Below are 22,446 nucleotides of genomic sequence, written 5' to 3' on the forward strand. Positions count from 1 at the left end.
TAAAGGCGAGGCGAGCAGCAAACCCAGAGGAAACTGCTAAATTACGCGAAAACATTAAGAAATATAAGTCTAAAAAGCTCGGCCAGTAGATTTACAGCGTATCCAGGTCACTGAGATTTCTAACGCTTGCGGGCAATCCGCTTACTGCTGGCTGAAAAATCCGGTTAATGGACAAAAATGCTTAGATTAGTTCTGACAAACGAAGCTCCTGCAATCACGGATGTATTTCGGACTTTGCAGAGTCATTCAGAAGACCCGTATGACTGGGTAGATTGGCTGCGTATCTGTTTACGTTGAGCAGAATCTGCTGCTAATTCTAGGGATTATGGGGAATGGAAATTTAGTACGGAGGCTTGTCCCGTAACGCTATTGCCATTCGCTCATACAGAATGCTCATAGCTTGAGCATCACTTTTCTTTCCCACTAGCTCCGCAATTGCCATCAGCAGGATTAGTGTTTTGTCGTCAGGTTTTTCGGGGTTCATATTTTCTCCACCGTCATATTCTCAATGTCCGAAGATCAAGTACAGAACCGCCATCACAAGAAAAAATACAAGGAACTGCAATATCGTTTTTCCGGCGCTATCCTGCTTGGGCGCGTTTTCTTTGAACCGCTGATACATTAGCGTGTCAAATTTCTCCCGGTCTGTTGGCGGAAGTCCCATTTTCTCTCCATTCTTTTAGTGAAATCCCTGCATGAGTGGATTATCAAACTGAGCATATCGCGATGCTGGAGGGATGGCAACCGATATTTGCGTCCGGTTGGGTAAACGAATCAGGGCGCTGAGAAAGAGTCGAGGCTGGAGACAAATAGACTTGGCTGCTCACGCCAATATCGGCAAAAACCATATTAGCGAACTGGAGCGCGGAGCAAGAGAGATCGGACTGCGGAACCTAGAGGCGATTGCCAAGGCTTTAGAAACAACTCCAGGTGCACTGCTCAGAAACCTGTCCGATTAAGCGGACTGTTCTCCTGCTAGCTGTTTGTCCATTAACTGGATTTTTAGAACTCGATTAGTTTCTTGTACGGCAACGGCCTGCGGCAAACCATGTTATTTAGCGTCATCCCGAAAATCCACGGCTGCATACCGCGCCGATTGAATCGCCAGCAGAACTCGCCTAAATAACGATCCAAATGCCATGAACTAAGTTGATGATACTGGCCTATCAATCCACGCTTGAATAGGGAAAACGCACCCTCTATGGTTTGATTCGATATTGGCTTGCCGGTTTTCTTTTCCTTGGCATGGTTTCCGCGCTCATGCTTTTCTGCCGGAATCAGAGCCAAATACCGGGTAGCTCCATCAGTGGCTATTTTCTCGGTTTCGGGGTCAATTTTTGCGTCAAGAATAGGTTTGATTTCTTCGTTCTTTAAACTGCTTACAGATTGCAAATGGACTCGCCCTCCGCGTTCAGCAATGCCTAAAACCCGTACTTTAGCGGATTGCGTAGTCCATCCTCTACCTTTGCCGGATTCTGTGCCGCCTACAAATGACTCATCAACTTCTACGGTCTTACCTTTTCCGCCTAATGGTTCGGGATCTATTTCCCGCATTGCTTCCCTGATGCGATGGCAGACATACCAAGCGGTTTTATAGGTCATGCCGATGTGCCGTCCAAGTTGAGCGGCGGAAATGCCTTTCTTTGCTTCAGCCATTAACGCAATGGCCGCAAACCACTTTGTCAGAGGCAAGTGAGAATCGTGAAACAAAGTTCCTGTAGTCGCGCTGAATTGCATCTTGCATTTGGCGCATTGAAAAACTCGGCGCGGTTTGCCTGATTTGTTCTTGGATTCAGTGAGCCAGCATTTGTCATGGCCGCAATACAGACAGGTAATTCCGCCGGGCCAGCGTACTTTCATCAAATGAGCTAAAGCATGTTCTTCGCTGGGGAATTGCTTGGCTAGATTGTAGAGATTCATGGGTGATATTCCTCAAGGCTTGATGACCGTTGAAATGCTAGATGACCCCGAAGTAAGGGCCTATCTGCGAACGATTGACCCTAGCTCTCCGGACTATATAGCTCCACAAAACCGCAGTCTGCACAAACCAAAGGCCGAACAACCAGCACATCGTGTAACGAATAAGGCCCTGATTGAGCGGAGGATGTGGAGTCTTTTACCGCTGGCAATACATGCGGCGCTAGTGGTTTCATTTCTGCTTTACACTTCGGACAAGGATGAGCGTTAGTTTGTGGCATAACTAAATCCCCCAATACGAAATCAATATAATCCAATTCTAAACATGTGTCAAGGGGATGGTAATATTAAGTGGTAAACACCCCGGCATCACTTTTCAGGCAAAAGACACGACGTACAATCAAGTGTTGGAAATCCCACAGCAATCGCACTGAGGAGCCCGCTCTTGATCGACCGCTACACCCGCCCGCAGATGGGTGCCATCTGGACCGAGGAAAACAAGTACCGCTGCTGGCTGCAGGTCGAGTCCGCCGCCTCTGCCGTGCTCGCGGAAGACGGCGTAATCCCCGCCGCCGCCGCCAGGGCGATCGAAGAAAAATCCAGCTTCTCCGTCGATCGTATCCGCGAGATCGAAGCCGAAGTCCGCCACGACGTAATTGCTTTCACGACAGCGGTAGCCGAAAGCCTCAAGGCGCAGGGCCTCGATGCCGAATCCCGCTGGCTGCACTACGGACTTACGTCAAATGACATCGTTGATACCGCGCAGGCCCTCCAGGTAAAGGAAGCCTCCACGCAAATCTGCAAGGGAATCGCAGCCCTGCTCGAAGTCCTCAAGCGCCGCGCCATCGAGTTCAAAGACACGCCCACCATCGGGCGCACGCACGGCATTCACGCCGAGCCCACAACCTTCGGCCTCAAGTTCCTAAACTGGTTCGCAGAGATGGAGCGCAACCTCGCCCGCTTTGACGCAGCCGCGGAAGACATGCGCGTCGGCAAGCTCTCCGGAGCCGTCGGCACCTTCGGCCACCTCAAGCCCGAGCATGAGGAACGCATCTGCGCAAAGCTCGGACTCAAGCCCGCACCGGTGGCCACGCAGGTCATCCAGCGCGACCGCCACGCCGCTTACATCTCAACAATCGCCATCCTCGGCAGCACGCTCGACAAGATCGCCGTAGAGATTCGCCACCTGCAGCGCACAGAAGTCCGCGAAGCCCAGGAGTACTTCAGCGAAAAGCAAAAAGGCTCCTCCGCCATGCCGCACAAAAAGAACCCTATCATCTCGGAGCAGATCAGCGGCCTCGCCCGCGTTCTCCGCGGCAACGCCCAGGCAGCCTTCGAGAACATAGCTCTCTGGCACGAGCGCGACATCTCGCACTCCTCAGTCGAGCGCGTAATCTTCCCCGACTCGACCATCCTCGCGGACTATCTGCTAGCCAAAACGACAGACCTGCTCGACCGCCTGCTCGTCTACCCCGAGCGCATGAAGAAGAACCTCGAATCCACCGGCGGTCTCATCTTCAGCGGCCAGCTTCTCCTCGATCTCTCCGAAGCCGGCATGATGCGCGAAGACGCCTACCGCTTAGTCCAAAGCCACGCAATGCAATCGTGGAAAGAAGACCTGATCTTCCGCGACGAAGTAGCCAAAGACCCCAAGATCACCGCACTGCTAACACCAGAGAAGCTGGAAAAGACCTTCGACTACACCCGCCAGCTAGGCAATGTGGATGCGATTTTCCGGCGCGTTTTGGGTGAATGAGCAAGGCGAATAAGCAGGGCTGATGAGCTGTTTGCGGCCAATGGATTCGCTGCGCCTGATATTGTCTCTTCAGCAGGAGGTATCGATGAAATTCTCCGTTTGCCTACTCGTCCTGATCAGCAGCTTGTTGGCATTTTGCCAGCAGCCGGTTACGCAGCCCGCCGACGCGTTGAACAGCTTGTCGTTCATGAAAGGCGACTGGGCCGGCAAGCAGGAATTCAATACGCCGGACAGACCGGCGATGACGGATGATGCCACCGACCGGATTGAGATGGGGATTGCCGGGAAATACCTGTGCGAGACGCTTTCGACAACGCTGTCAGGCCGCAAGCCCACGGACACGCGCCATTTCATCTCCTTCGACCGGCAGTCAGGAAAATATACGGCGTGGTGGTTCAACGACACCTCGTCCCATCCCACGGAATTGACTGGCGACCTGACCGGCAAAAAGCTTGTGTTGCTCAGCAATTCCTCCGGTCCAGGGCCTGTGATGCGAGCGACGTATGAGAGTCCCTCCGAGAACAAGCTGACATTTCTTCTGGAGATGAAAAGCGGCGAATCATGGACCCGGCTTTTTCTGACCACTTACTCGAAGAAGGCCGCTGCAACACAGCCGTGAAGCATTGAGAACGCCAGAAAGGGAATCTGCGGTTACACGCGGCAGCTTGGGAATGTGGATGCCATCTTTGAGCGGGTGTTGGGCAGGTGAACAGCTTCTAGCTTTGTGGCGGATTTGAAGAACGTGTGCAAGGGACAAACGATGACACGAATTGCTCGCGCCTCGTGTGTTTTCGCTGGAATATGTGTTGTCATTGCAGCAGCGATGGCACAGACAAAGCATCCTGTTCATGAGCCAACCGTTTTTTCGGCTGAAGATGAGGATACCAGCGCATTTCGCAACGCGCTGCCTCCATCGAATGTGGTGCTTGATGCTCTCTTGAAGACTACAGAGGCTCAGCAAAGCGCAGATGAGCTACAGAAGATGGGACGAGAGGAGCAGCGCAAGCTTTTCCAGGTTGTTCCAGTGCATCTTTCGAGGCCGGATGAGGTCGACTGGATTGTATTAGGCTCAGGGCCTATGGGTGGAGCTGATAACGAGTGGTACTGGGTTGTTCGCCAAGTTGGGAAGCGGGCGGAGGTCTTGTTATTTGCCAACGGGCTTGCGTTGAATGTCTTACGGTCCCGCACGAATGGTTACAAGGATATCGAAACCTTGTGGGCAGGTAATCTTGGGTACGAAGTAGACCGGTATTTTCACTATGATGGCACCCGGTACAAACTTGTTCGGGAACATACTTCAAAATTGCAATCGCAATAGGTAATTCATGGAACTCACCCTCGCCATCACCGGAGCCTCCGGCGCTGTCTTCGCCCGTACCATGCTGCGCGCCCTCGAAGCCGACGACCGTGTCTCCCGCGTGCATTTCATAGCTTCGGACAATTCGCTCCGCGTACTCGCCGAAGAGCTCGCAATTTCCGGTCGCAATGGCCTCATCGAAAAACTTCTCGGCGCTACGCCGGCAAAGACCATCCAGCACACGGATGAAAATATCGGCGCATCCATCGCCAGCGGCAGCCATCCATCCACAGGAATGATCGTCCTCCCATGCTCCATGGGCACGCTCGCCGCCATCGCCAACGGCCTCGCCAATACACTCATCGCCCGCGCCGCAGACGTCACCCTCAAGGAGCGCCGTCCACTTATCCTCTGCGTACGCGAAACCCCCTTCAACCGAATCCATCTTCGCAACATGACTCTTGCCTCAGAAGCCGGAGCAGTGATCTTCCCAGTCATCCCAACCTTCTACAATCATCCGCAAGACTCCGAAGAGATGGCGCGTCAGTTCGTCTCGCGCGTACTGGCCCACATCGGCCTTCCCCAACCCGGCGCATACGTCTGGAAGCCGGAAGAATAAACGCAAGATTTCGGGTGCCCCACCCTCGCGGCGTCTTTGTTCTTGCCGCTAGGCTGGAATAGCACGTCTGCTCGCCAGCAAAAGCATTTGACAGGACTTCGCCAGCCGTAGATACTTCCATCCATGCGCTTTGCTTTTGAGCTCGCAGCGGCCATCTCCACCATGTGCATGTGTATGTGCATGATGACGGCACCGGTCCGCCTGGCTCCTGAGAAGCGAATGCGATAAGCGCAAACGATCTTGAAAGAGCAAAACGGCCCGGGTCCTCAAGGATTCGGGCCTTCCCATTTGGTTCCAATCTTTCCGAGGCAGCTTTCCGGTTCCGGTCAACGATTCAATCCGATTACACCCGCAACCCGCACCAAGGAGTGATTCATGTCTGAAGAACAGCGCCACTTTGCCACCCTCGCAGTCCACGCAGGCCAATCCCCAGACCCCGCCACCGGCTCTCGCGCCGTGCCCATCTACCAGACCACCTCGTATCTCTTTCAGGACGCCGACCACGCTGGCCGTCTCTTCGCGCTCAAGGAATTCGGCAACATCTACACCCGCATCATGAACCCCACCACGGATGTCTTTGAAAAGCGCGTCGCCGCCCTAGAAGGCGGAGTAGCCGCGCTGGCAGCCGCTTCCGGTCAGGCTGCGGAGACTCTGGCTTTGACCACGCTGGCCAAGGCTGGCGATGAGATCATCTCGACGACCTCGCTCTACGGCGGCACCTACAATCTCTTCCACTACACACTCCCGCGCCTGGGCATCACGGTGCGCTTCGCCGATGCCGACGATTTCGACGGCATCCGCGCCGCCATCAATGACAAGACCCGCGCCATCTACACCGAATCGCTCGGCAACCCCAAGCTGGATGTCGTCGACATCGAGCGGCTGGCTTCCATCGCTCACGAACACAATCTCCCGTTAGTAATCGACAACACCACCCCCTCAGCAGCATTGGTACGGCCTATCGAGTGGGGCGCGGATATCGTGGTGAACTCAGCCACCAAGTTCCTCGGCGGCCACGGCACCACCATCGGCGGCGTCATTGTGGACGCGGGCAAGTTCAATTGGGCCAACGGCCGCTTCGCAGAATTTACTGAACCCGATCCTTCATATCACGGCCTCAGCTACCACGAAGCCTTCGGTCCACTGGCCTTCATCCTCAAAGCACGCGTGCAGGGCCTGCGTGACACCGGCGCAGCGCTCTCGCCGTTCAATTCCTTCCTGCTTCTTCAGGGCATTGAAACACTGCATCTCCGCCTCGAGCGCCACTCACAGAACGCGCTGGCGGTCGCAAAGCACCTCGAAGGGCATCCAGGCGTCGAGTGGGTCAACTATCCCGGTCTCGAGTCAAGCCAGTACTATGCTCGCGCAAAGAAGTATCTGCCCACCGGACAGAGCGCTATTGTCACCTTCGGAATCAAGGCTGGAAAAGAGGGAGACGGATACGAAGCAGGCAAGAAGCTGATCGATCATCTGGAGCTTTTCTCGCACGTGGCGAACATCGGCGACGCCAAGTCTCTCGTCATCCATCCCGCCAGCACCACGCACCAGCAGCTCAGCGTAGAAGAGCAGGCCGGAACCGGCGTGACGCCTGAGCTCGTGCGCCTCTCGGTTGGCATTGAAGATATTCGCGACATCCTTGCCGACCTCGATCAGGCCATTGAGGCCGCCAACGGGCATGTCGTTACCAAGGGGGCAACCCCGGATGTCGCATCCCCGGTTCATGCGGCACAATAATGAAGGTGATGGCAGAGACGGAAAAGGGCGCTGAAATCGGCGCGGCGCAGACGACGGAGAATACTCCGCCCAAGCCGCGCACGCCTACTCCTGCGCCTACCTATGAAGGCGATTACGTGCTGAACGAGCACTTGCTATTGGAGTGCGGTCGAACTCTGGCAGGCGTCACCCTGCATTACGCCGTGTACGGCAAGTTGAACGCGGCCCGTGACAATGCGGTGCTCGTCTGTCACGCGCTCTCCGGCTCGGCGCTGGTGGGGGAGTGGTGGCCGGAGGTCTTCGGCCCCGGCGCGCTGCTCTCGCTGGAGCACGATTTCGTTATCTGTATCAACCTGCTGGGATCGTGTTATGGCTCCACGGGGCCGTCGTCGGTCAATCCTGAAACCGGCGAGCCCTATGGAGCAGATTTTCCTCTAGTTTCTATCCACGACAACGTTCGCGCCCAGTCCAAACTCCTTGACTCCCTCGGTATCCGCAAGCTGCGCCTCGTCATGGGTGGCTCCCTGGGCGGAATGCAGGCCCTGGAGTGGACTATCCAATATCCCACCCGTGTAGAAAAGGCGCTCATTGTGGGCGTAGCCCCGCTCGGCGCCATGGGATTGGCGCTCAATCATCTCCAGCGCGAGGCCATCCGGCACGATCCTGACTGGCAAAATGGCGGCTATCTGCCGCAAAAACCCCCGCGCCGCGGCCTCTCGCTGGCCCGGCAGATCGCCATGCTCAGCTACAAATCCGGTCCACTCTTTGACGAGCGTTTTGCCCGCAATCCCAACCGCAATGGCGAAAATCCCTGGGGTCTGGACGATTTTGGGGGCGGCCTGATTGGCGGGCGTTTCGACATTGCCGGCTATCTGGACGAGCAGGGCCGCCGCTTTGTGGAGCGCTTTGAAGCCAATTCGTATCTCGCCATTCTCCGCACCATGGACACCTGGGATCCCCTGCGGGGAGGCAACTCTTCGGAGGAGATCTTCGGCAAGATCAAAGCCCAACTCACATTCGTTGGCATCAACTCGGACTGGCTCTTTCCGCACGGGGATGTCCGTCGCTTTGCCGAAACCATCCGCTCGGCAGGTGTATCCGTCGACTACCGCGAGATGACCAGCGACCACGGCCACGACGCGTTCCTCGCCGAGCAGGTCGATCTTGTCCGTCTGCTGCAATAAATCCGCAAATTTTTCTCCGGCTCAATACGCATATATTGAATTCGCATCCAACCCTATGGGAACACTCTGCGATCTGCCGGTGTCTAACCCGAAATAGGCGCTGTCGCGTGGCGCCTAAGGAAGAATTGTTCATTTCGGAGAGAACTTTGCTTGTCAGAGCGAGCGGGGCTTTTTATAATCCATCCAACACCGCATCAGAAGCCGTGGCAGCTCTGCGGTTTTCAGCCGCGGACGACAGAACGCTCGTCTTCGGATCAGCGCGTGCACAAACGATTCCCATAAGGCTACTTCCCAGGAGCACTGAATGAAGAAGTTTATCTTTGCGTCCGCACTGGCGCTCGCCGTGTCCGCGTTCGTCGTATCCCCCGTACTGCGCGCACAAGACCTCAGCATCAAGGACCAGGCTGAGTTCAATGCTTACCAGAACGCCGCGTCTCAGTCCGATCCCAAGGCGAAGGCTGCAGCTTACGAGCAGTTCCTTACCCAGTACCCGCAGACCGTGGCAAAGCCATCTGTTCTGAACGAACTGTTGGGAATCTACTGGACAGCGCAGGACGCCGACCACACCATCAGCACTGCCAGCCGTATTCTTCAGGTGGATCCTAATAATCCGCAGGCGATCCTCTACTCCGTGATTATCAAGAAGGCCCAGTGCGCCAAGACAAGCGACGCACAGACCTGCGATGACGCAGCCGCTCTCGCGCAGAAAGGCCTCGCGCTTACCAAGCCTGCCAGCATGAGCGACGCGGACTGGCAAAAGGTTCAACACGTTGGCGGACCCATCTTCCACTCCACCATCGCGCTGGACGACGTGATTTCAAAGAAGGACTACAAGGGTGCCCAGACTGAGTACGGCTCGGAACTAAAGCTCTACTCCGATGATGAGAGCAAATCAGCCGGCCTGAATGACACGCTGCTCATGGCGCAGGCTTACAGCCAGCCGGGTTCCGGACAGGATCTTAAGGAAGCCATCTGGTTCTATGCACGCGTGTGGGCATTTGCTCCCGCCCAGTACAAGGCGCAGATTGAGCCTAAGCTTGAGTATTACTACAAGAAGTTCCACGGCGGTCTTGACGGTCTGGATGCGATTAAGCAACAAGCTGCCGCATCGCTCTTTCCCCCGGGAACCATTGACATCAAGCCTGCCAAGAGCCCGGCGGAGCAGATTCACGACCTTATCGCCTCTACGCCGGATCTGAATACGCTGGCCCTGGCCGACAAGGAAACCATTCTCGCGCTCGGCTCGAAAGACGATGCCGACAAGATGTGGGCCGTCCTCAAGGATAAGAACACCGGCATCCCGGGCATTGTCATCGACATCGCAGCCAGTCAGGTTAAGCTCGCCGTCACACAGGACGCCAAGGACTCCAAGGTTGCCGACTTCATCATCAACCTGAAGAAGCCGCTCACCGACGCAGAGCTGGCACTATACCCGAAGGGTTTTGAGTTCAAGGCAGCCCCTGCTGCCGAGATCGCCGGCACCTTCGACAGCTATACACAGGTTGCAGCTACTGACACCACCTCTGCCGGCGCACAGATCATCATGCGCGAAGGCGAAATCATTCCGGCAGAGAAGAAGAAGGCCGCTCCAGCTCGCAAGCCTTCAGCGGCTCACCACAACTAATCCTGTTTCGGCAGGTAGTTTGCCTGTTGAAATTACTTCATCCTTTCTCCTGGGAAAGCAAAGGGCAGCCGTTACGGCTGCCCTTTGTCATTCTGGTACCCTAGATTTACATGGACTGCTTCCGCATTGCCCCCCTTGGACTTTTGCTCGCCGCGGCCGGCTTCTCGGCGCCCATGCAATCCCAGGCCGTTTCGTCTCAGCCGCCTCAGCAAGATGCGTCCGCCTGGCATCCGATTCCGCCGGCAGCACCAGTTCATGCCCCATTTCCGATCAAGGCTAAGGTTCCATACACGGTAGATATTCTTCCGGCGACGGCTGTTTCCGCTCAGGACCAGCAGCTTGAGTCCAATGAGGAGAACTCCATTCGTGAACGAGCGGGTATGCGCCTGATGGATTTTGCGCCAGGTGGCTGGAGCTACAGCCAGATCGTGTGCCCAGCATTTCCCGGCCATCTTTTTCTGCGCTTTATGCGTACAGCGGGCCAAGGGGACGTGAGTGCTTTTACGGCCTCTATCCCCCGCTTTGGACAGGGCAAGGACCGCATTATTCCCATTCAGCGCCGGGGCTACTCACTCTTCTCTCCCGCGCCGATCAATGCCATGACGATTGCATCTTTCAATCACATTCTGGCTGAAGAGAGAACGTCCGGCGAGCCTGACTGGGCAGCAATCGCGGTGTGCTATGCGGCTCTGGCCGGTACTGGCAATGAAGGGATATTGGCTCCGGTCGGCGGCCCGATCCTGCAACTTCAGTCAGATGGCGGCGCAACGATCATTATTGCTACAACGGATCCTCACGCCAAGGACTGGACGATGATCTTTGACCGCAATGGCGTGCTCAAAAAGGCCATTCATACCGGTGTGGCGGATTACACCGTACACCCAGTCCCCAAGGCGGGCCAGGCGCAATGGCAGCCGGTCGCCGGATCTTACGTGTCGGATGCTGCCAAGGCCGTTCCGCCGCCGCAGTAGTGATTATTCGCCGAGCATGATTCTCTGAATAGCCGAAGCGCGGCCAGTCGCCGCGTCGCATGTAATCAGTGCAGCGCACAGCTTTGGATTTCCTTTGGCCGCCTCGAATTTGCCTGACATCCCGGTGAGAAAGCGGCTCAATACCATGTCCTTGTCCACCCCGATCACACTGTCATAGGGACCGCTCATGCCTACGTCGGTCTGATAGGCAGTTCCTTGGGGCAAGGTTCGTTCATCGGCCGTGGGAATGTGAGTGTGCGTGCCCAGCACAGCTGTCACGCGCCCATCCAGGTGCCAGCCCATTGCTACTTTCTCGCTTGTAGCTTCGGCATGGAAGTCCAACACGATCACCTTGGCGGTGATTCCCTTGAGTAGATCATTCACTGCATGGAACGGATCATTCGTTCCGCCCATGAAAACTTTGCCCATCAGATTGATGACGGCGTAGGCAACGCCGCTCGCCGTTATGCCTTCGTACACACCGTATCCTGGCAATCCCGGCTGCATGTTCGCAGGCCGCAGCACACGCCGGCCGCGCGCATGGCCATCCGCAGTGGCTTCATTGAAGTAGTCGATCAGCTCGCGTTTGTCCCAGACGTGGTTGCCTGTAGTCAGCACGTCAGCGCCCAGGTCGAAGAGGTCTTCGGCGATGGCTGGCGTGACGCCAAAACCGCCTGCGGCATTTTCGGCATTCATGATGGTCAGGTCTACGCTATGTGTTTCGCGCAGGTGGCCAATGTGCTCGGCGACGATCTTGCGTCCCGCGCTCCCGAATATGTCGCCGACAAAAAGTATCTTCACTGAGCCTGCTCCACATTCTTTGCGCTCCGCATGAGCGGGAAGAGAATCACGTCGCGAATGGATTTTGAGCCGGTCAACAGCATCGTCAGCCGGTCTATGCCTATGCCTTCGCCGCCGGTCGGTGGCAGCCCGTAGCTAAGCGCGCGGACGTAGTCCTCATCCATCTGGTGTGCCTCATCGTCGCCGCGGCCACGCTCGGCTAGCTGGTCTTCGAAACGCTTATGCTGCTCGACGGGATCGTTCAGCTCGCTGAAGGCGTTGCCGACTTCGAAGCCGCCGATGAAGAACTCAAAGCGCTCTACGTGTTCTGGGTCGTCGGGCTTTGCTTTCGACAGAGGCGAAACTACGGTTGGGTAGTCGTAGATGATGGTGGGTCGGGTTAGGTTGGGTTCGACGATATCTTCAAATACCGTGTAAATGGCCTTTCCAAGCGACAGTCCCTTATTCAAGTCTCCCTGTAAAATAAGGAATTCGTTCCGTATCGCTGCTATAAGTCGGTCCTCACCATCATCTGGCACGTTGTACAAAAGAGCCCCTTTGATCGGCTTCAGATCTGCGCGTGAGCTGTCCCAATACTCGACCGCACGTCCCAAAAAGTCAGCGAAACTTGCGCTAGTTAAGAAATCAATAGCAGAAGGAGGCTGTCCGAATCTATTGTCCCAACGTACTTGAATCGCCTCCCGCATCGTCAGTTCTTGCCATTGTTTCACCGCAAGATCAATCTCCACACCATTAAATATGGTCTTAGTAGTTCCATTCACCTCCTGAGCAACAAACGCGATTAACTCCTTCGTAAGCTTCATCAAGTCTTTGTAGTTCGCGTAGGCCTGATAGAACTCCAGCATTGTGAATTCAGGGTTGTGCTGTGTGCTTATGCCTTCGTTGCGGAAGTTGCGGTTGATCTCGTAGACGCGATCGAGGCCGCCGACGACCAGGCGCTTGAGATACAGCTCCGGGGCGATGCGGAGGAACAGATCCATATCCAAAGTGTTGTGGTGCGTCTTGAATGGACGCGCTGCTGCACCGCCGGCAATCGGTTGCATCATCGGCGTTTCGACTTCGAGATACCCGCGTGTATCAAAGAACTGCCGCACGGCCTTCAGCACTTTCGCGCGCTTCACGAAGACTTCGCGGCTGTCGAGATTGGTGAACAAGTCCACGTACCGCTGGCGGTAGCGCATCTCTACGTCGGAAAGACCGTGGAATTTTTCTGGGAGCGTCAGCATCGCCTTGGCCAGGAACTTCAGGCTTTCCACGTGTACGGTCAACTCGCCGGTGCGCGTGCGGAAAAGGTAGCCGGTGACGCCGATGTGATCGCCAAGGTCGAGAAGCTTATACAAGGCAAAGGCCTGCTCGCCGACGGCATCCAGACGGACGTAAATCTGGAGCCGCTGACCTTCCTGCTGCAGGGAGGCAAAGCCCGCTTTGCCCTGTGCACGGATGGCCAGGATGCGGCCCGCGATGGCGACCTGCGGCTTTTCGGCCTCGAGCGTTTCGCTGGCTGTCTCGTTCCATTTGGAGCGAATGTCAGGGATGGTGTGCGTGAACGCGAACTGGTTGGGGTACTTTGCCTGACCGAGCGCCTCAATCTGCCGCAGCTTATCCTGCCGCAGGGCAAAGAGTTCGCGCTCAAATTCCGATTCAAAATGCACGGGAAATCCTTCGTCTTTCAGTAAAATGCCTAACGCTCAGTATAGCGAGACTTGCAGGCGAAGCATTCGCGCCGAAGGCGCATTAGCCTGGATGGCCAGTCCCCGTGTATAACCAGCATGCATGGCCTTTAACAAGCCCATTCCGGACTCGAATCAAGACAGCGGCGGGAAGCGACGCGATTCCGGCGGCCTGGCTACGTTAGTGCAGGCCGAAAAGATGATGCAGATTGCGCTGCTCTTGCCTTCGGCGGCCTTCGTCGGGTGGCTCATGGGCGCTGGGCTCGACAAGCTGTTTCATACCACATGGATTGCTGCGGCGGGCATTGTTTTCGGTGGCATAGCAGGCCTTGTTTACGTTATCCGCCTTGTGCTTTCCTCAAGCTCGCAAATTGACGACAAGTCCGGCGATAATAAGAACAAGCAATGAGCGATTCCAACCCTCCTATTGCAGACCTTACAGATGAGGCACTGCAACTTGTACTCAAGCGCGCGATCCGCAACACGCTGATTCTCGGCGCTATTGGCGCTGCGGTTATCTGGATCGCCTCCAGCTGGCGCAATGCGGCGATGCTTGCCGTTGGCGCGATGATTTCTGCTGCCAGCATCTTTGAATGGCAGCGGCTGATCCGGCTTTTTAACGCGAAACTCGATCAGCAGAAGACCCCTCGCGGGGCCACCAGGGTGGTCCTCTTTTTTCTGGCGCGGTTGATCGTTTATGCGGCCGCCATCTATGGTAGCCTAAAGTGTTTACAGGGCTCTCCGGTCGCTCTTCTCTGCGGTTTGGGGCTAGCTATGCTGGTCCTTGCCTGGGAGGCGCTCCGGCTACTGCGAAACTGAGTTGCAACTCACTTACCTGAAAACAGAAAGACTTGTTCCCTGACGATGGAAACACTCGCCATCACGCACCTGCTCAATACCCTTTTTGGCCCTGCCGTCACTGCTGCCATGAACCTGGTCGGCGTGCATCCGGCAGATGCTGCCGCGCCGATTAATGACACGTTTGCGCTGGAGTTTCTGGTCTTCGCGATTCTTGTTGCGTTCTTCCTGCTGGTGCGGCTCACGCTCTCGGTGGAAAAGCCGAATCCCGCGCAACAGATTGCGGAGATGATTCACGAGTTCACCGGCGGCCAGGCCGACCAGATTATTGGTCATGGCTACGAGCGCTTTCAGGCGTTCACGACCTGCGTGTTTCTCTTCGTGGTGTTCAACAACCTGCTGGGGCTTATCCCCGGCATCCCGACGCCTACCGGCGTGCCGGTTGTGCCGCTTGGAATTGCGTTGTGCACCTTTGTTTATTACAACTTTTATGGTTTCAAGGAGCAGGGTGCGGTCGGCTATGTGAAGCATTTTGCCGGGCCGGTATGGTGGATTGCTCCGCTGCTGTTTCCGATTGAGATCATTTCGCACTGCGCGCGTGTGATGTCGTTGACGATTCGTCTTTACGCGAACATGTTTGCCAGCGATCTGTTGACATTGGTGTTTTTCTCGATGATTCCGATTGCGATTCCTGCGATTTTCCTGGGACTGCATGCGGCGGTTTCGTTGATTCAGGCGTATGTGTTTATGTTGCTGGCGATGATTTACCTCACCGGCGCGGTTTCGCACGAGCACTAAACGATCGCGTTGCGATCGTTGCCGGGGCTGAAGCCCGGTCTACCAAAGATTCTGCCGGAGAGCGCTTCCGCTCCGGGACAACAGAGGGCTGCAAGCGTGAGGGGGCCAAAGGGACTCGCGAGAGTTTCCGGCACGGTGAGCCTCAACCACCCACTGGCAGCTAATTTCAGGGAAGCTGGAGAACTATGAAGAAGCTTCAATATGTGTTTATGACGCTGGCGGCGCTTTTCCTCGCTACGCCGGTCTTCGCGCAGAACACGGGTTCTGGAACGATCAGCCTGGTGCCGATCGGCGCCGGTATTGGCATGGCGCTTGCCGCGGGTCTTTGCGGTCTTGGCCAGGGCAAGGCGACTGCTTCTGCTACCGAAGCGCTTGCTCGTAACCCAGGCGCACGCGCCGGCATCCAGCTGCTGCTGGTGCTTGGTCTGGCGTTCATCGAGTCGCTCACGCTGTTCACCCTCGTGGTTATCTTCCTGCAGGTTAAGTAAGAACGCTGCGGTATAAGAATCGGCCTCGCCCGGATGGGTGGGGCCGATTTTTTGTTTGCTGCGGGAGTTATCCTGTGCTGTGATTATCTCTAAGTTATGTTATTTGTGATGGTTGCCGACATTGGCACAGTTTTTGCGGGAATCTTCATACGATCTTTATTTCGGAACTGTGCAGGATTGCAGCTGCAATTCTGTGCCCCGAGAGCAATCCAAAACTGTTTACTCTTTGTGCAATACATATGGTTACCTGGTCCCGAAAAAGAGGGGGGAGGGGGTACACGATCCCTAAAAGCGAATGGCCCAAATCCGGTTAGATTCGGGCCATCTTTCTTCTACTGATTATGAGTGTGGCACAAAACCCCTTAATTGTACGCAAACTATCTGGATGAAAATCTCGCACGAAAGGGAATTGGACCAAAGTAATGCCTGCCCAACGGCTTTTGGTTGAACGCTACTATTCTGGACCGGAATGATTGCATGTTGTCACGCATGGGGCTCTGGTGGTTTCAAGCGGCGTGGTTGTGACGGGTTCCTTTTCTATTTGAGCAGCCTGAGGTAATTTTCTTTCCCTCTCGGAAACTGTCCAGATACACTCGTGTCCTAGTGGCGGGATGAAGGGATAATTGCACGTGCGAAGCTTCACTCCTATCTTCCGTTGCTTTTGTCACGGCCTTATCGCACTGTTCCTCCTTCTTCAACTTTCCGCGGTCCTGACCTTTGCTCAATCGCAGTCAGCGAATTTGGATAGCACGTTCGATCTGGACAAGGGGCGTTTGCCTCTCATCTCGCTTAATGGCCTGTGGCGTTTTCATGCGGGCGACGATCCAGCCTTCGCCGAGCCTGCTTTCGATGATTCCGCATGGCTGCTGGTGCCCGCCGATCAAACCGGAAGGCAAAACGAATCCCTGCCACATGGACTGGCCAGATTCTGGTATCGCACCAGGATCTTTGTTCCCGCAGGCACCCCGCCTCTTTCGATCTATGTTCCACACGTTGATATGAACTTCGAGATATTCGTTGATGGACAACGAATCGACGGCTTGCCGCCATATTCGACTTCTACGCACGTTGCTTCCAGGGTATTCAACTTTCCTGTTGCGGCTGCAGAGGCTTCAAGTCATCCCCGCATCCTTTCCGTCGCATTCCGTTGCTGGCGATTCGTGCAATCCTCATCGGACGATAGTGCACTGGGAGGGCGAATCCGGCTTGGAGCGACTCCGCTTGTTCAAGAGGCATTCCTGCTTCGCACGCGAAACGCATTCTGGTACCTGGCAAGCGATTTATTCCTTGCGATGCTGAATACCCTGGCCGGCCTCACTGCAATGGGGCTATTCCTTTTCCGCCGCCAGGAAAAAGAATATCTCTGGTACAGCCTGCTCACTCTCATTTTTGCGGCCACTCACAGCCATATGATCTGGACGACTACGAATACTTTTGGCTGGCCCCAGTTGCTGCTCACGGCCAACGTTTTATGGCAAGCGTCTTGCCTGGCTCTGATGGTTTTCCTTTACCGTCTGCTGGGAGGGAAACGCGACAGGTTCTTCTGGATTGCCATCAGCTCCATCCTGGTGGGTATGCTGATGGCTTTTGCGGATTTTGTCCCCTACATGTTTCGCGAGGAGTGGCTATGGGCCGATATTCGTCTGTATAACGGCCTGAGCTTTCTACTGTTCCTTCCCTTCGCCGCCTGGGTGATCGTGTTCGTGGCGCGAAAGGCCATTCAAGGTGTGACCGACGCGCGTCTGCTGCTGCCTGCTGTTGTGATGGTTGCACTGGATAACGCGCTAAATTATGGTTTCACGGCCGCCCAGACGATTTTTCAACAGGGCGGAAGCAGTTGGTGGGACTGGTTCTTCTACACCTCAGACTGGCCCATGCCATTCACTGTTCAGCAGCTGGGCGAACTCTTTCTTCTACTAACGATGCTTGCGGTCCTGATTCGACGGTTCACCCGCACCCGCCTGCACGAAGAAACGTACGAACGAGAGCGTGAAGCCGCACGTAGCGTGCAACAGGTGCTGGTTCCCGATGCTATTCCGGTTATTCCTGGATTTCGAATTGCAAGCGTCTACAAGCCATTCGGTGAGGTGGGCGGTGATTTTTTTCAAGTGATACCGATTGAAACCGGCGAACACGGCGGATCCGTGCTTGTGGTGATCGGCGATGTGAGCGGCAAAGGCCTTCCGGCGGCAATGACTGTTTCGCTACTGGTGGGAACGGTGCGCACACTTGCTCACTACACCCAAAGTCCTGCACAGATACTGACTGCGATGAACCAGCGGTTGATCGGCCGTTCCAATGGTGGATTTACGACGTGCCTTGTGCTGCGAGCGGCCCCGGACGGAACGGTGACGATTGCGAATGCCGGCCATATTTCGCCTTATGTCGATGGCGGGGAACTGGAGCTGGAAAATGGTTTTCCGATGGGGCTTTCGCCGGATGCTACTTACGCAGAATCGACTTTTCATCTGGCTGTAAATGACCAGCTCACGCTGGTTACCGATGGCGTGGTTGAGGCGCGCAGCAAGGGTGGAGAGCTCTTCGGATTCGCACGAACGCATTCCGTCAGCCGAGGATCTCCCGAGTCGATTGCGACTGCCGCGCAACATTTTGGGCAGGATGATGATATTACTGTGCTCAGTATCTGCCGTGCTTATTGATTTGGTTTTGGTGCAGGCTTCCTATGAAGAAACCCATTGGACTGGCGAGTTCGATCATTGCTGTCTTCTTAAGCATGCCAATGATTGCCGGACAGCAGGCTTTTCCAGTTGTCTCGACGGTGGACGAGCCGACTATCGCCGGGCGGCAGGTTGCGCTGGATAGTGAAGGCAAACTGCTGCCGTGGCCCATTCCGGAGAACACTGGCTACTCCTATTCCGCGTATTTCCTTTCGCAGTGGACAATTGTGCTGGATCAATACAATCGTCAGCGGCTGCCCTACTATTACTGCTGCTTCGATTTCGATCGCACGACATTTGAGTTGATACCTGATCCGAGCTGGGTGAATTCGACGGGTTATCTGCGCGCCATGATGGAGGGATTTATGGAACGTTTGTATCCCTATACAGGCGACCCGCGTACGCTCGAATTTCTCGAAAACTTTGTCGATTACGAATTAGAGAATGGTTTGACGCCGGAAGGCTACGCCTGGGCTCAGGTGCCTTATCCTTCTGCGAATCCCGGAAGCAAGCGCTACACCGGCTGGAGCCAGCATGGAGAGGATTTTGTAGAGCCACACGTTGTTGGGGAAGATGGTTATGCTTATCTGCGGCTTTATGAAATGACAGGCAACACGAGGTATCTGCGCGCGGCGATACGTTGTGCCAATGCTCTCGTCAAGAATTTCAAGCCGGGAGATGAAAATCATTCTCCGTGGCCGTACCGATGCCATGCGCGTGACGGCAGCCTGCAAGACGGAAAGGGGATGTTTCCTTACTCCGCAAATGTGGTGGAACCCATCATGTTGCTGGACGAACTTGTCCGCCTGGATCAGGGGGACGTTTCTTCGTTCAAGAAAGTTCGTGCTGGTGCATGGTCATGGCTGATGAAATATCCGATGCACAACAATGTGTGGGTTGGTTACTTTGAGGATGTGCAGGGCAGCATGGATAACATGAACCAGGTTATTCCGCTGGAGTTTGCGCGTTATATTCTGCTGCATCCCGAGAAAGATTCTGAGTGGCGCGAGCATGCGCGACAACTGATTGACTGGGTGAAGACCACACCCAAGTGGCCGAAGTACCTGGTGCATGGCGCGATGGTGACGACCGAGCAGGGCAGCGGAAAGGAGTTTTGCTGCAATCTGCCGAACCAGTGCTGCGATAGCCATAGCTCACGTCTCGCTGCTGTGGAGGCGCTGTATTACGCCAGGACAGGTGATGTTGCATACAAGCAGGCCGCATACAGAACTTATAACTGGGTGACATATTTTCAGGGCCTGCCTGCCGCGGCCCACGCTCCGTTCAGCAACCAGTGGTGGTTTACCGATGAATTTGCGGACGGGCCGCGAAGGATGATGGATGCGTTCTGGGCTGTGCCGGAATGGGCTCCGGCGGATGAGTCACATTTGCTTGGATCTATCTCAGTGGTTACAAAGATTCAATACAGCGCAGGAAGAGTGACTTATTCGACCTTCGATGCAGACTCAACCGATGTTCTGCGGTTGAACTTCATTCCTGATTTCATCAGCGTGGGAGGAAGAATCATCTCGCGGCATAGCGACTTGCAGCATGAGGGGTACGTCTTTGACGATAAGAGTCGCACGCTCTCCATTCGTCACACGAGTTCTCGAGATGTGGACATTCAGGGCAAGAGCGATCAGGCACCATCTTCCCTGATTACTTTTGACGATCCGCATCTTTCTGCGGGAACTCGATTGCTTGGCCAATATCCTTCAGGCGTGATTGATTGGGGAGACGGAGAATGGGCGATTGGCACGCCGTACGGAAAGTTCGGAACCTTCACGCTTGCACTATCGGATCCAAATGCAACGCGCGGGGAGTTCAATTTTTATTCTCCACGCATCTTTGCCGGCGTGGATGTTTATAACGATGGAGATAAGGAAGCGACGTTGACTGTGCATTCGCTTGGGAGTCGCGAGATTTCGTGCAAGATCAAGTCGAAGGAGCTTCTTCACTTCAGGACGGGCTGGCGTGATCCGAGCTCCAAAGTGATCTTTGAGTTTACTAACGGTCATGCGTTGCGCTTCGATAACCTGGCCTACATTCATCCGTGACTTGTAGAGTTTGTCTTGAGAAGACGTAACTGCAAGCCGGTTTTCGTGGCATGATCGATCTCTGCAGGAGAAGATATGACGTTTGCGCGTTGTGCGTGCGGGTTTGCGTTTGGTTTGCTGTCGTTGCCGGTGATTGGACAGGGAACTGTTCCGGAGTTGCCATCGCACGCTACGGGCGCGCCGGTACATATCGTGGTTGATCTAGCGAAGCCGGTGGGGCCGTACAAGCCTATCTATAGCTGGTTTGGCTATGACGAAGGCAATTACACCACGATGCGCGATGGCAGGAAGCTGCTTGCCGAGCTGCATGATCTGAGTCCGGTGCCGGTATATATTCGCGCGCATCATTTGCTGACTTCTGGAGATGGGGTGGCTGAGCTCAAATGGAGTTCGACGAATGTGTACCGTGAGGATGCGAGCGGCAAGCCGATCTACGATTTCGCGATTCTGGATGGAATTTTTGATGAGTTCAAAGCTGCCGGCGTGCGGCCAATGGTGGAGCTTGGCTTTATGCCGAAGGATCTGGCGGCGTCACTGCCGGATCGAAAAGAGTACCAGGTTCACTTTCCGAAGAGCACTATTTCCGGAGCTTCGAATAATCCGCCGAAGGATTATGTGAAGTGGGGCGAGTTGGCGCGGGTGGTGACTGCGCACCTGGTGGAGCGGTATGGGCAACAGGCGGTGTTGCAGTGGTACTTCGAAGTGTGGAATGAGCCGGACATCGACTACTGGCATGGCTCTGCTGAAGATTACTGGAAGCTGTATGACTACGCCGTTGCGGGGGTGCGTGCTGCGCTTCCGGGTGCGAGGGTTGGCGGGCCGGCGACGACGAGTCCGCGCAACGATAAGGCGAATGGTTATCTGCAAGGATTTTTGACGCATGTTGCTGCGGGGAAGAGTGCTGCGACGGGTGGGGCGATTCCGCTGGATTTTATTTCGTTCCATGTGAAGGGAAGTCCACAGATATTGAACGGACAGGTTCAGATGGGCTTGGACAAGGAACTGAAGGATGCGGACCGTGGATTTGCAACGATTGCATCGTTTGCAAAATTTCGAGAGCTGCCGATTATTTTGAGTGAGGCTGATCCTGAGGGTTGCGCGGCGTGTTCGAGCAAGATGAATCCGGCGAATGATTATCGGAATGGAACGCTGTACCCGGCCTACACGGCGGCTGCGTACAAGGCGCTGTTTGAGCTGCAGGACAAGTATCAGGTGAATCTGATTTCAATGCTGAGCTGGTCTTTCGAATTTGAGAACAGAGACTACTTTGAAGGGTTTCGATCAGTGTCTACGAATGGAATCGACGAGCCTGTGTTGAATTTGTTTCGGATGCTGGGGATGATGCAGGGGACGCGTGTCGACACGCGGAGCGATGCGGCGATTCCGTTGAATGCGCTTGTTGCGAGTGGTGCGCATGCTGCGGCTGATATTGACACGATGGCGACGAAGGGTGCCAATGAAACGGAGATTCTGCTGTGGAATTATCGTGATAGCGAGGAGACGGCGGCAGCGCCTACTACTTTGACGATAACGGGGATGCCGTCCGTGGCAAAGCGCGTGCTGGTGAAGCAATATCGTATTGATACGAACCACAGCAATGCGTACACGGTGTGGAAGGCGATGGGGTCGCCGCAACATCCTACGGCCGAGCAGTATTCGCAGTTGCTGAGTCGCGAAGGGTTGGAGTTGGTGGGGTCGCCTGCGTGGCGGGACGTGAAGGACGGGCAGGTCGAAGTGAAGGCAGAACTGCCGAGTGAGTCTGTTTCTTTGGTACAGGTGAGCTGGTAGTGACAATGGCGAGCAAAGGAGAGTGCAATGGCAAAACCGGTCAGCTTTCAGGAGGATATCCTGCTGCTTTTTACCGAGCGGGATATTCATGCGATGAGCAAGGCTTTCAATCTGGCGAGCTATGACGATGTGAAGACGCATGCCGATGCAATCTATGACCGCATTCGTGGTATTGGCGGGGCGGTCATGCCACCGCCGCCGCCGAGGGGTGAAGGTCCCTGGGCGCAGGCGAATGTTGAACTGTTTGCACAGTGGATGAAGGATGGCTTTCAACCCTAGATCGCTTC

22 protein-coding genes are annotated in these 22,446 nt (G+C 55.3%); 18 read left to right on the forward strand and 4 right to left on the reverse strand.

The window, feature by feature from the left end; all coding sequences use genetic code 11:
- Positions 1–737 precede the first annotated feature (737 nt).
- Positions 738–959: a helix-turn-helix domain-containing protein gene (locus VO84_RS20720; protein ID WP_058189677.1), complete on the forward strand. Its 222-nt coding sequence runs from the start codon at positions 738–740 to the stop codon at positions 957–959.
- Positions 960–1,002: 43 nt separating this feature from the next.
- Here VO84_RS20720 and VO84_RS20725 read toward each other — a convergent pair whose 3' ends face one another.
- Entirely contained in the window at positions 1,003–1,920 is a 918-nt protein-coding gene (locus tag VO84_RS20725; RefSeq protein ID WP_058189678.1) for an IS1595 family transposase, read from the reverse strand.
- Here VO84_RS20725 and VO84_RS22950 point away from each other — a divergent pair.
- The 9 genes from VO84_RS22950 (at position 1,919) to VO84_RS20770 (ending at position 11,081) form a co-directional block, all read left to right on the forward strand.
- The gene (locus VO84_RS22950) at positions 1,919–2,188 is read left to right on the forward strand and encodes a hypothetical protein (protein ID WP_058189679.1); all 270 of its coding nucleotides are present in this window, start codon (positions 1,919–1,921) and stop codon (positions 2,186–2,188) included. The genes VO84_RS20725 and VO84_RS22950 overlap by 2 nt on opposite strands.
- Before the next feature lie 174 nt (positions 2,189–2,362).
- A complete protein-coding gene (gene purB, locus VO84_RS20735; protein ID WP_058189680.1) occupies positions 2,363–3,673 on the forward strand; it encodes an adenylosuccinate lyase in 1,311 nt (436 codons plus the stop codon).
- Between the two features lie 85 nt (positions 3,674–3,758).
- A complete protein-coding gene (locus VO84_RS20740; RefSeq protein ID WP_197414144.1) occupies positions 3,759–4,292 on the forward strand; it encodes a DUF1579 family protein in 534 nt (177 codons plus the stop codon).
- Between the two features lie 105 nt (positions 4,293–4,397).
- Positions 4,398–4,991, forward strand: a complete 594-nt coding sequence (locus VO84_RS20745; RefSeq protein ID WP_197414145.1) for a hypothetical protein — start codon at positions 4,398–4,400, stop codon at positions 4,989–4,991.
- 7 nt (positions 4,992–4,998) lie between these two features.
- Positions 4,999–5,589, forward strand: coding sequence for a UbiX family flavin prenyltransferase (locus VO84_RS20750; protein ID WP_058189683.1), 591 nt, complete (start codon positions 4,999–5,001; stop codon positions 5,587–5,589).
- Positions 5,590–5,964: 375 nt separating this feature from the next.
- Entirely contained in the window at positions 5,965–7,323 is a 1,359-nt protein-coding gene (locus VO84_RS20755; protein WP_058189684.1) for an O-acetylhomoserine aminocarboxypropyltransferase/cysteine synthase family protein, read from the forward strand.
- An 8-nt stretch (positions 7,324–7,331) separates the two neighbouring features.
- On the forward strand, positions 7,332–8,486 hold the full coding sequence (metX, locus tag VO84_RS20760) for a homoserine O-acetyltransferase MetX (RefSeq protein WP_082662278.1): 1,155 nt from the start codon (positions 7,332–7,334) through the stop codon (positions 8,484–8,486).
- 304 nt (positions 8,487–8,790) lie between these two features.
- Positions 8,791–10,110 (forward strand): hypothetical protein, encoded by a 1,320-nt coding sequence (locus VO84_RS20765; protein ID WP_058189685.1) that lies wholly within the window; start codon positions 8,791–8,793, stop codon positions 10,108–10,110.
- Between the two features lie 110 nt (positions 10,111–10,220).
- Complete coding sequence (locus tag VO84_RS20770) at positions 10,221–11,081, forward strand: hypothetical protein (protein ID WP_058189686.1); 861 nt, start codon at positions 10,221–10,223, stop codon at positions 11,079–11,081.
- A gap of 3 nt (positions 11,082–11,084) precedes the next feature.
- Here the strand turns inward: VO84_RS20770 and VO84_RS20775 are convergent, their stop codons facing one another.
- A complete protein-coding gene (locus VO84_RS20775) occupies positions 11,085–11,882 on the reverse strand; it encodes a TIGR00282 family metallophosphoesterase (protein WP_058189687.1) in 798 nt (265 codons plus the stop codon).
- Positions 11,879–13,534, reverse strand: coding sequence for a lysine--tRNA ligase (locus VO84_RS20780; RefSeq protein WP_058189688.1), 1,656 nt, complete (start codon positions 13,532–13,534; stop codon positions 11,879–11,881). The genes VO84_RS20775 and VO84_RS20780 overlap by 4 nt, the downstream gene beginning before the upstream one ends.
- A gap of 121 nt (positions 13,535–13,655) precedes the next feature.
- Between VO84_RS20780 and VO84_RS20785 the strand changes: the two genes are divergently transcribed.
- The 3 genes from VO84_RS20785 to atpB are packed head-to-tail and all read left to right on the forward strand — an operon-like array spanning position 13,656 to position 15,148.
- The gene (locus VO84_RS20785; protein ID WP_058189689.1) at positions 13,656–13,961 is read left to right on the forward strand and encodes an AtpZ/AtpI family protein; all 306 of its coding nucleotides are present in this window, start codon (positions 13,656–13,658) and stop codon (positions 13,959–13,961) included.
- Positions 13,958–14,371 carry a hypothetical protein gene (locus VO84_RS20790; protein ID WP_058189690.1) on the forward strand — a complete coding sequence of 138 codons (414 nt, stop codon included), beginning with the start codon at positions 13,958–13,960 and terminating at the stop codon, positions 14,369–14,371. The genes VO84_RS20785 and VO84_RS20790 overlap by 4 nt, the downstream gene beginning before the upstream one ends.
- A gap of 45 nt (positions 14,372–14,416) precedes the next feature.
- On the forward strand, positions 14,417–15,148 hold the full coding sequence (atpB, locus tag VO84_RS20795; RefSeq protein ID WP_058189691.1) for a F0F1 ATP synthase subunit A: 732 nt from the start codon (positions 14,417–14,419) through the stop codon (positions 15,146–15,148).
- Here the strand turns inward: atpB and VO84_RS22680 are convergent.
- Positions 15,145–15,282, reverse strand: coding sequence for a hypothetical protein (locus VO84_RS22680; protein WP_157440037.1), 138 nt, complete (start codon positions 15,280–15,282; stop codon positions 15,145–15,147). The two genes, atpB and VO84_RS22680, sit on opposite strands and share 4 nt — an antisense overlap.
- A gap of 51 nt (positions 15,283–15,333) precedes the next feature.
- On the opposite strand from VO84_RS22680, the gene VO84_RS20800 reads away from it, so the two are divergent.
- The 5 genes from VO84_RS20800 to VO84_RS20820 all read left to right on the forward strand — a co-directional run bounded on the left by VO84_RS20800 (position 15,334) and on the right by VO84_RS20820 (position 22,438).
- The gene (locus tag VO84_RS20800; protein WP_058189692.1) at positions 15,334–15,636 is read left to right on the forward strand and encodes an ATP synthase F0 subunit C; all 303 of its coding nucleotides are present in this window, start codon (positions 15,334–15,336) and stop codon (positions 15,634–15,636) included.
- A 740-nt stretch (positions 15,637–16,376) separates the two neighbouring features.
- A complete protein-coding gene (locus tag VO84_RS20805) occupies positions 16,377–18,296 on the forward strand; it encodes a SpoIIE family protein phosphatase (protein ID WP_058189693.1) in 1,920 nt (639 codons plus the stop codon).
- A 23-nt stretch (positions 18,297–18,319) separates the two neighbouring features.
- Positions 18,320–20,371: a glycoside hydrolase family protein gene (locus VO84_RS20810; protein WP_231738125.1), complete on the forward strand. Its 2,052-nt coding sequence runs from the start codon at positions 18,320–18,322 to the stop codon at positions 20,369–20,371.
- A gap of 75 nt (positions 20,372–20,446) precedes the next feature.
- The gene (locus tag VO84_RS20815; protein WP_058189694.1) at positions 20,447–22,159 is read left to right on the forward strand and encodes a GH39 family glycosyl hydrolase; all 1,713 of its coding nucleotides are present in this window, start codon (positions 20,447–20,449) and stop codon (positions 22,157–22,159) included.
- A 27-nt stretch (positions 22,160–22,186) separates the two neighbouring features.
- Positions 22,187–22,438, forward strand: a complete 252-nt coding sequence (locus VO84_RS20820; RefSeq protein ID WP_058189695.1) for a hypothetical protein — start codon at positions 22,187–22,189, stop codon at positions 22,436–22,438.
- The last annotated feature ends 8 nt before the right edge of the window (positions 22,439–22,446 follow it).

The sequence above is a fragment of the Occallatibacter gabretensis genome, from assembly GCF_001449115.1.
In the GTDB taxonomy this organism is placed as follows: domain Bacteria; phylum Acidobacteriota; class Terriglobia; order Terriglobales; family Acidobacteriaceae; genus Telmatobacter; species Telmatobacter gabretensis.

Excerpts from the sequence above, each read along its gene's own strand:
- VO84_RS20720 (WP_058189677.1), top strand. The coding sequence starts at position 738 with ATGGCAACCGATATTTGCGTCCGGTTGGGTAAACGAATCAGGGCGCTG.
- VO84_RS22950 (WP_058189679.1), top strand. The coding sequence starts at position 1,919 with ATGGGTGATATTCCTCAAGGCTTGATGACCGTTGAAATGCTAGATGAC.
- VO84_RS20725 (WP_058189678.1), bottom strand. The coding sequence starts at position 1,920 with ATGAATCTCTACAATCTAGCCAAGCAATTCCCCAGCGAAGAACATGCT.
- VO84_RS20740 (WP_197414144.1), top strand. The coding sequence starts at position 3,759 with ATGAAATTCTCCGTTTGCCTACTCGTCCTGATCAGCAGCTTGTTGGCA.
- VO84_RS20750 (WP_058189683.1), top strand. The coding sequence starts at position 4,999 with ATGGAACTCACCCTCGCCATCACCGGAGCCTCCGGCGCTGTCTTCGCC.
- VO84_RS20755 (WP_058189684.1), top strand. The coding sequence starts at position 5,965 with ATGTCTGAAGAACAGCGCCACTTTGCCACCCTCGCAGTCCACGCAGGC.
- metX (WP_082662278.1), top strand. The coding sequence starts at position 7,332 with ATGGCAGAGACGGAAAAGGGCGCTGAAATCGGCGCGGCGCAGACGACG.
- VO84_RS20765 (WP_058189685.1), top strand. The coding sequence starts at position 8,791 with ATGAAGAAGTTTATCTTTGCGTCCGCACTGGCGCTCGCCGTGTCCGCG.
- VO84_RS20770 (WP_058189686.1), top strand. The coding sequence starts at position 10,221 with ATGGACTGCTTCCGCATTGCCCCCCTTGGACTTTTGCTCGCCGCGGCC.
- VO84_RS20785 (WP_058189689.1), top strand. The coding sequence starts at position 13,656 with ATGGCCTTTAACAAGCCCATTCCGGACTCGAATCAAGACAGCGGCGGG.
- VO84_RS20790 (WP_058189690.1), top strand. The coding sequence starts at position 13,958 with ATGAGCGATTCCAACCCTCCTATTGCAGACCTTACAGATGAGGCACTG.
- atpB (WP_058189691.1), top strand. The coding sequence starts at position 14,417 with ATGGAAACACTCGCCATCACGCACCTGCTCAATACCCTTTTTGGCCCT.
- VO84_RS20800 (WP_058189692.1), top strand. The coding sequence starts at position 15,334 with ATGAAGAAGCTTCAATATGTGTTTATGACGCTGGCGGCGCTTTTCCTC.
- VO84_RS20810 (WP_231738125.1), top strand. The coding sequence starts at position 18,320 with ATGAAGAAACCCATTGGACTGGCGAGTTCGATCATTGCTGTCTTCTTA.
- VO84_RS20815 (WP_058189694.1), top strand. The coding sequence starts at position 20,447 with ATGACGTTTGCGCGTTGTGCGTGCGGGTTTGCGTTTGGTTTGCTGTCG.
- VO84_RS20820 (WP_058189695.1), top strand. The coding sequence starts at position 22,187 with ATGGCAAAACCGGTCAGCTTTCAGGAGGATATCCTGCTGCTTTTTACC.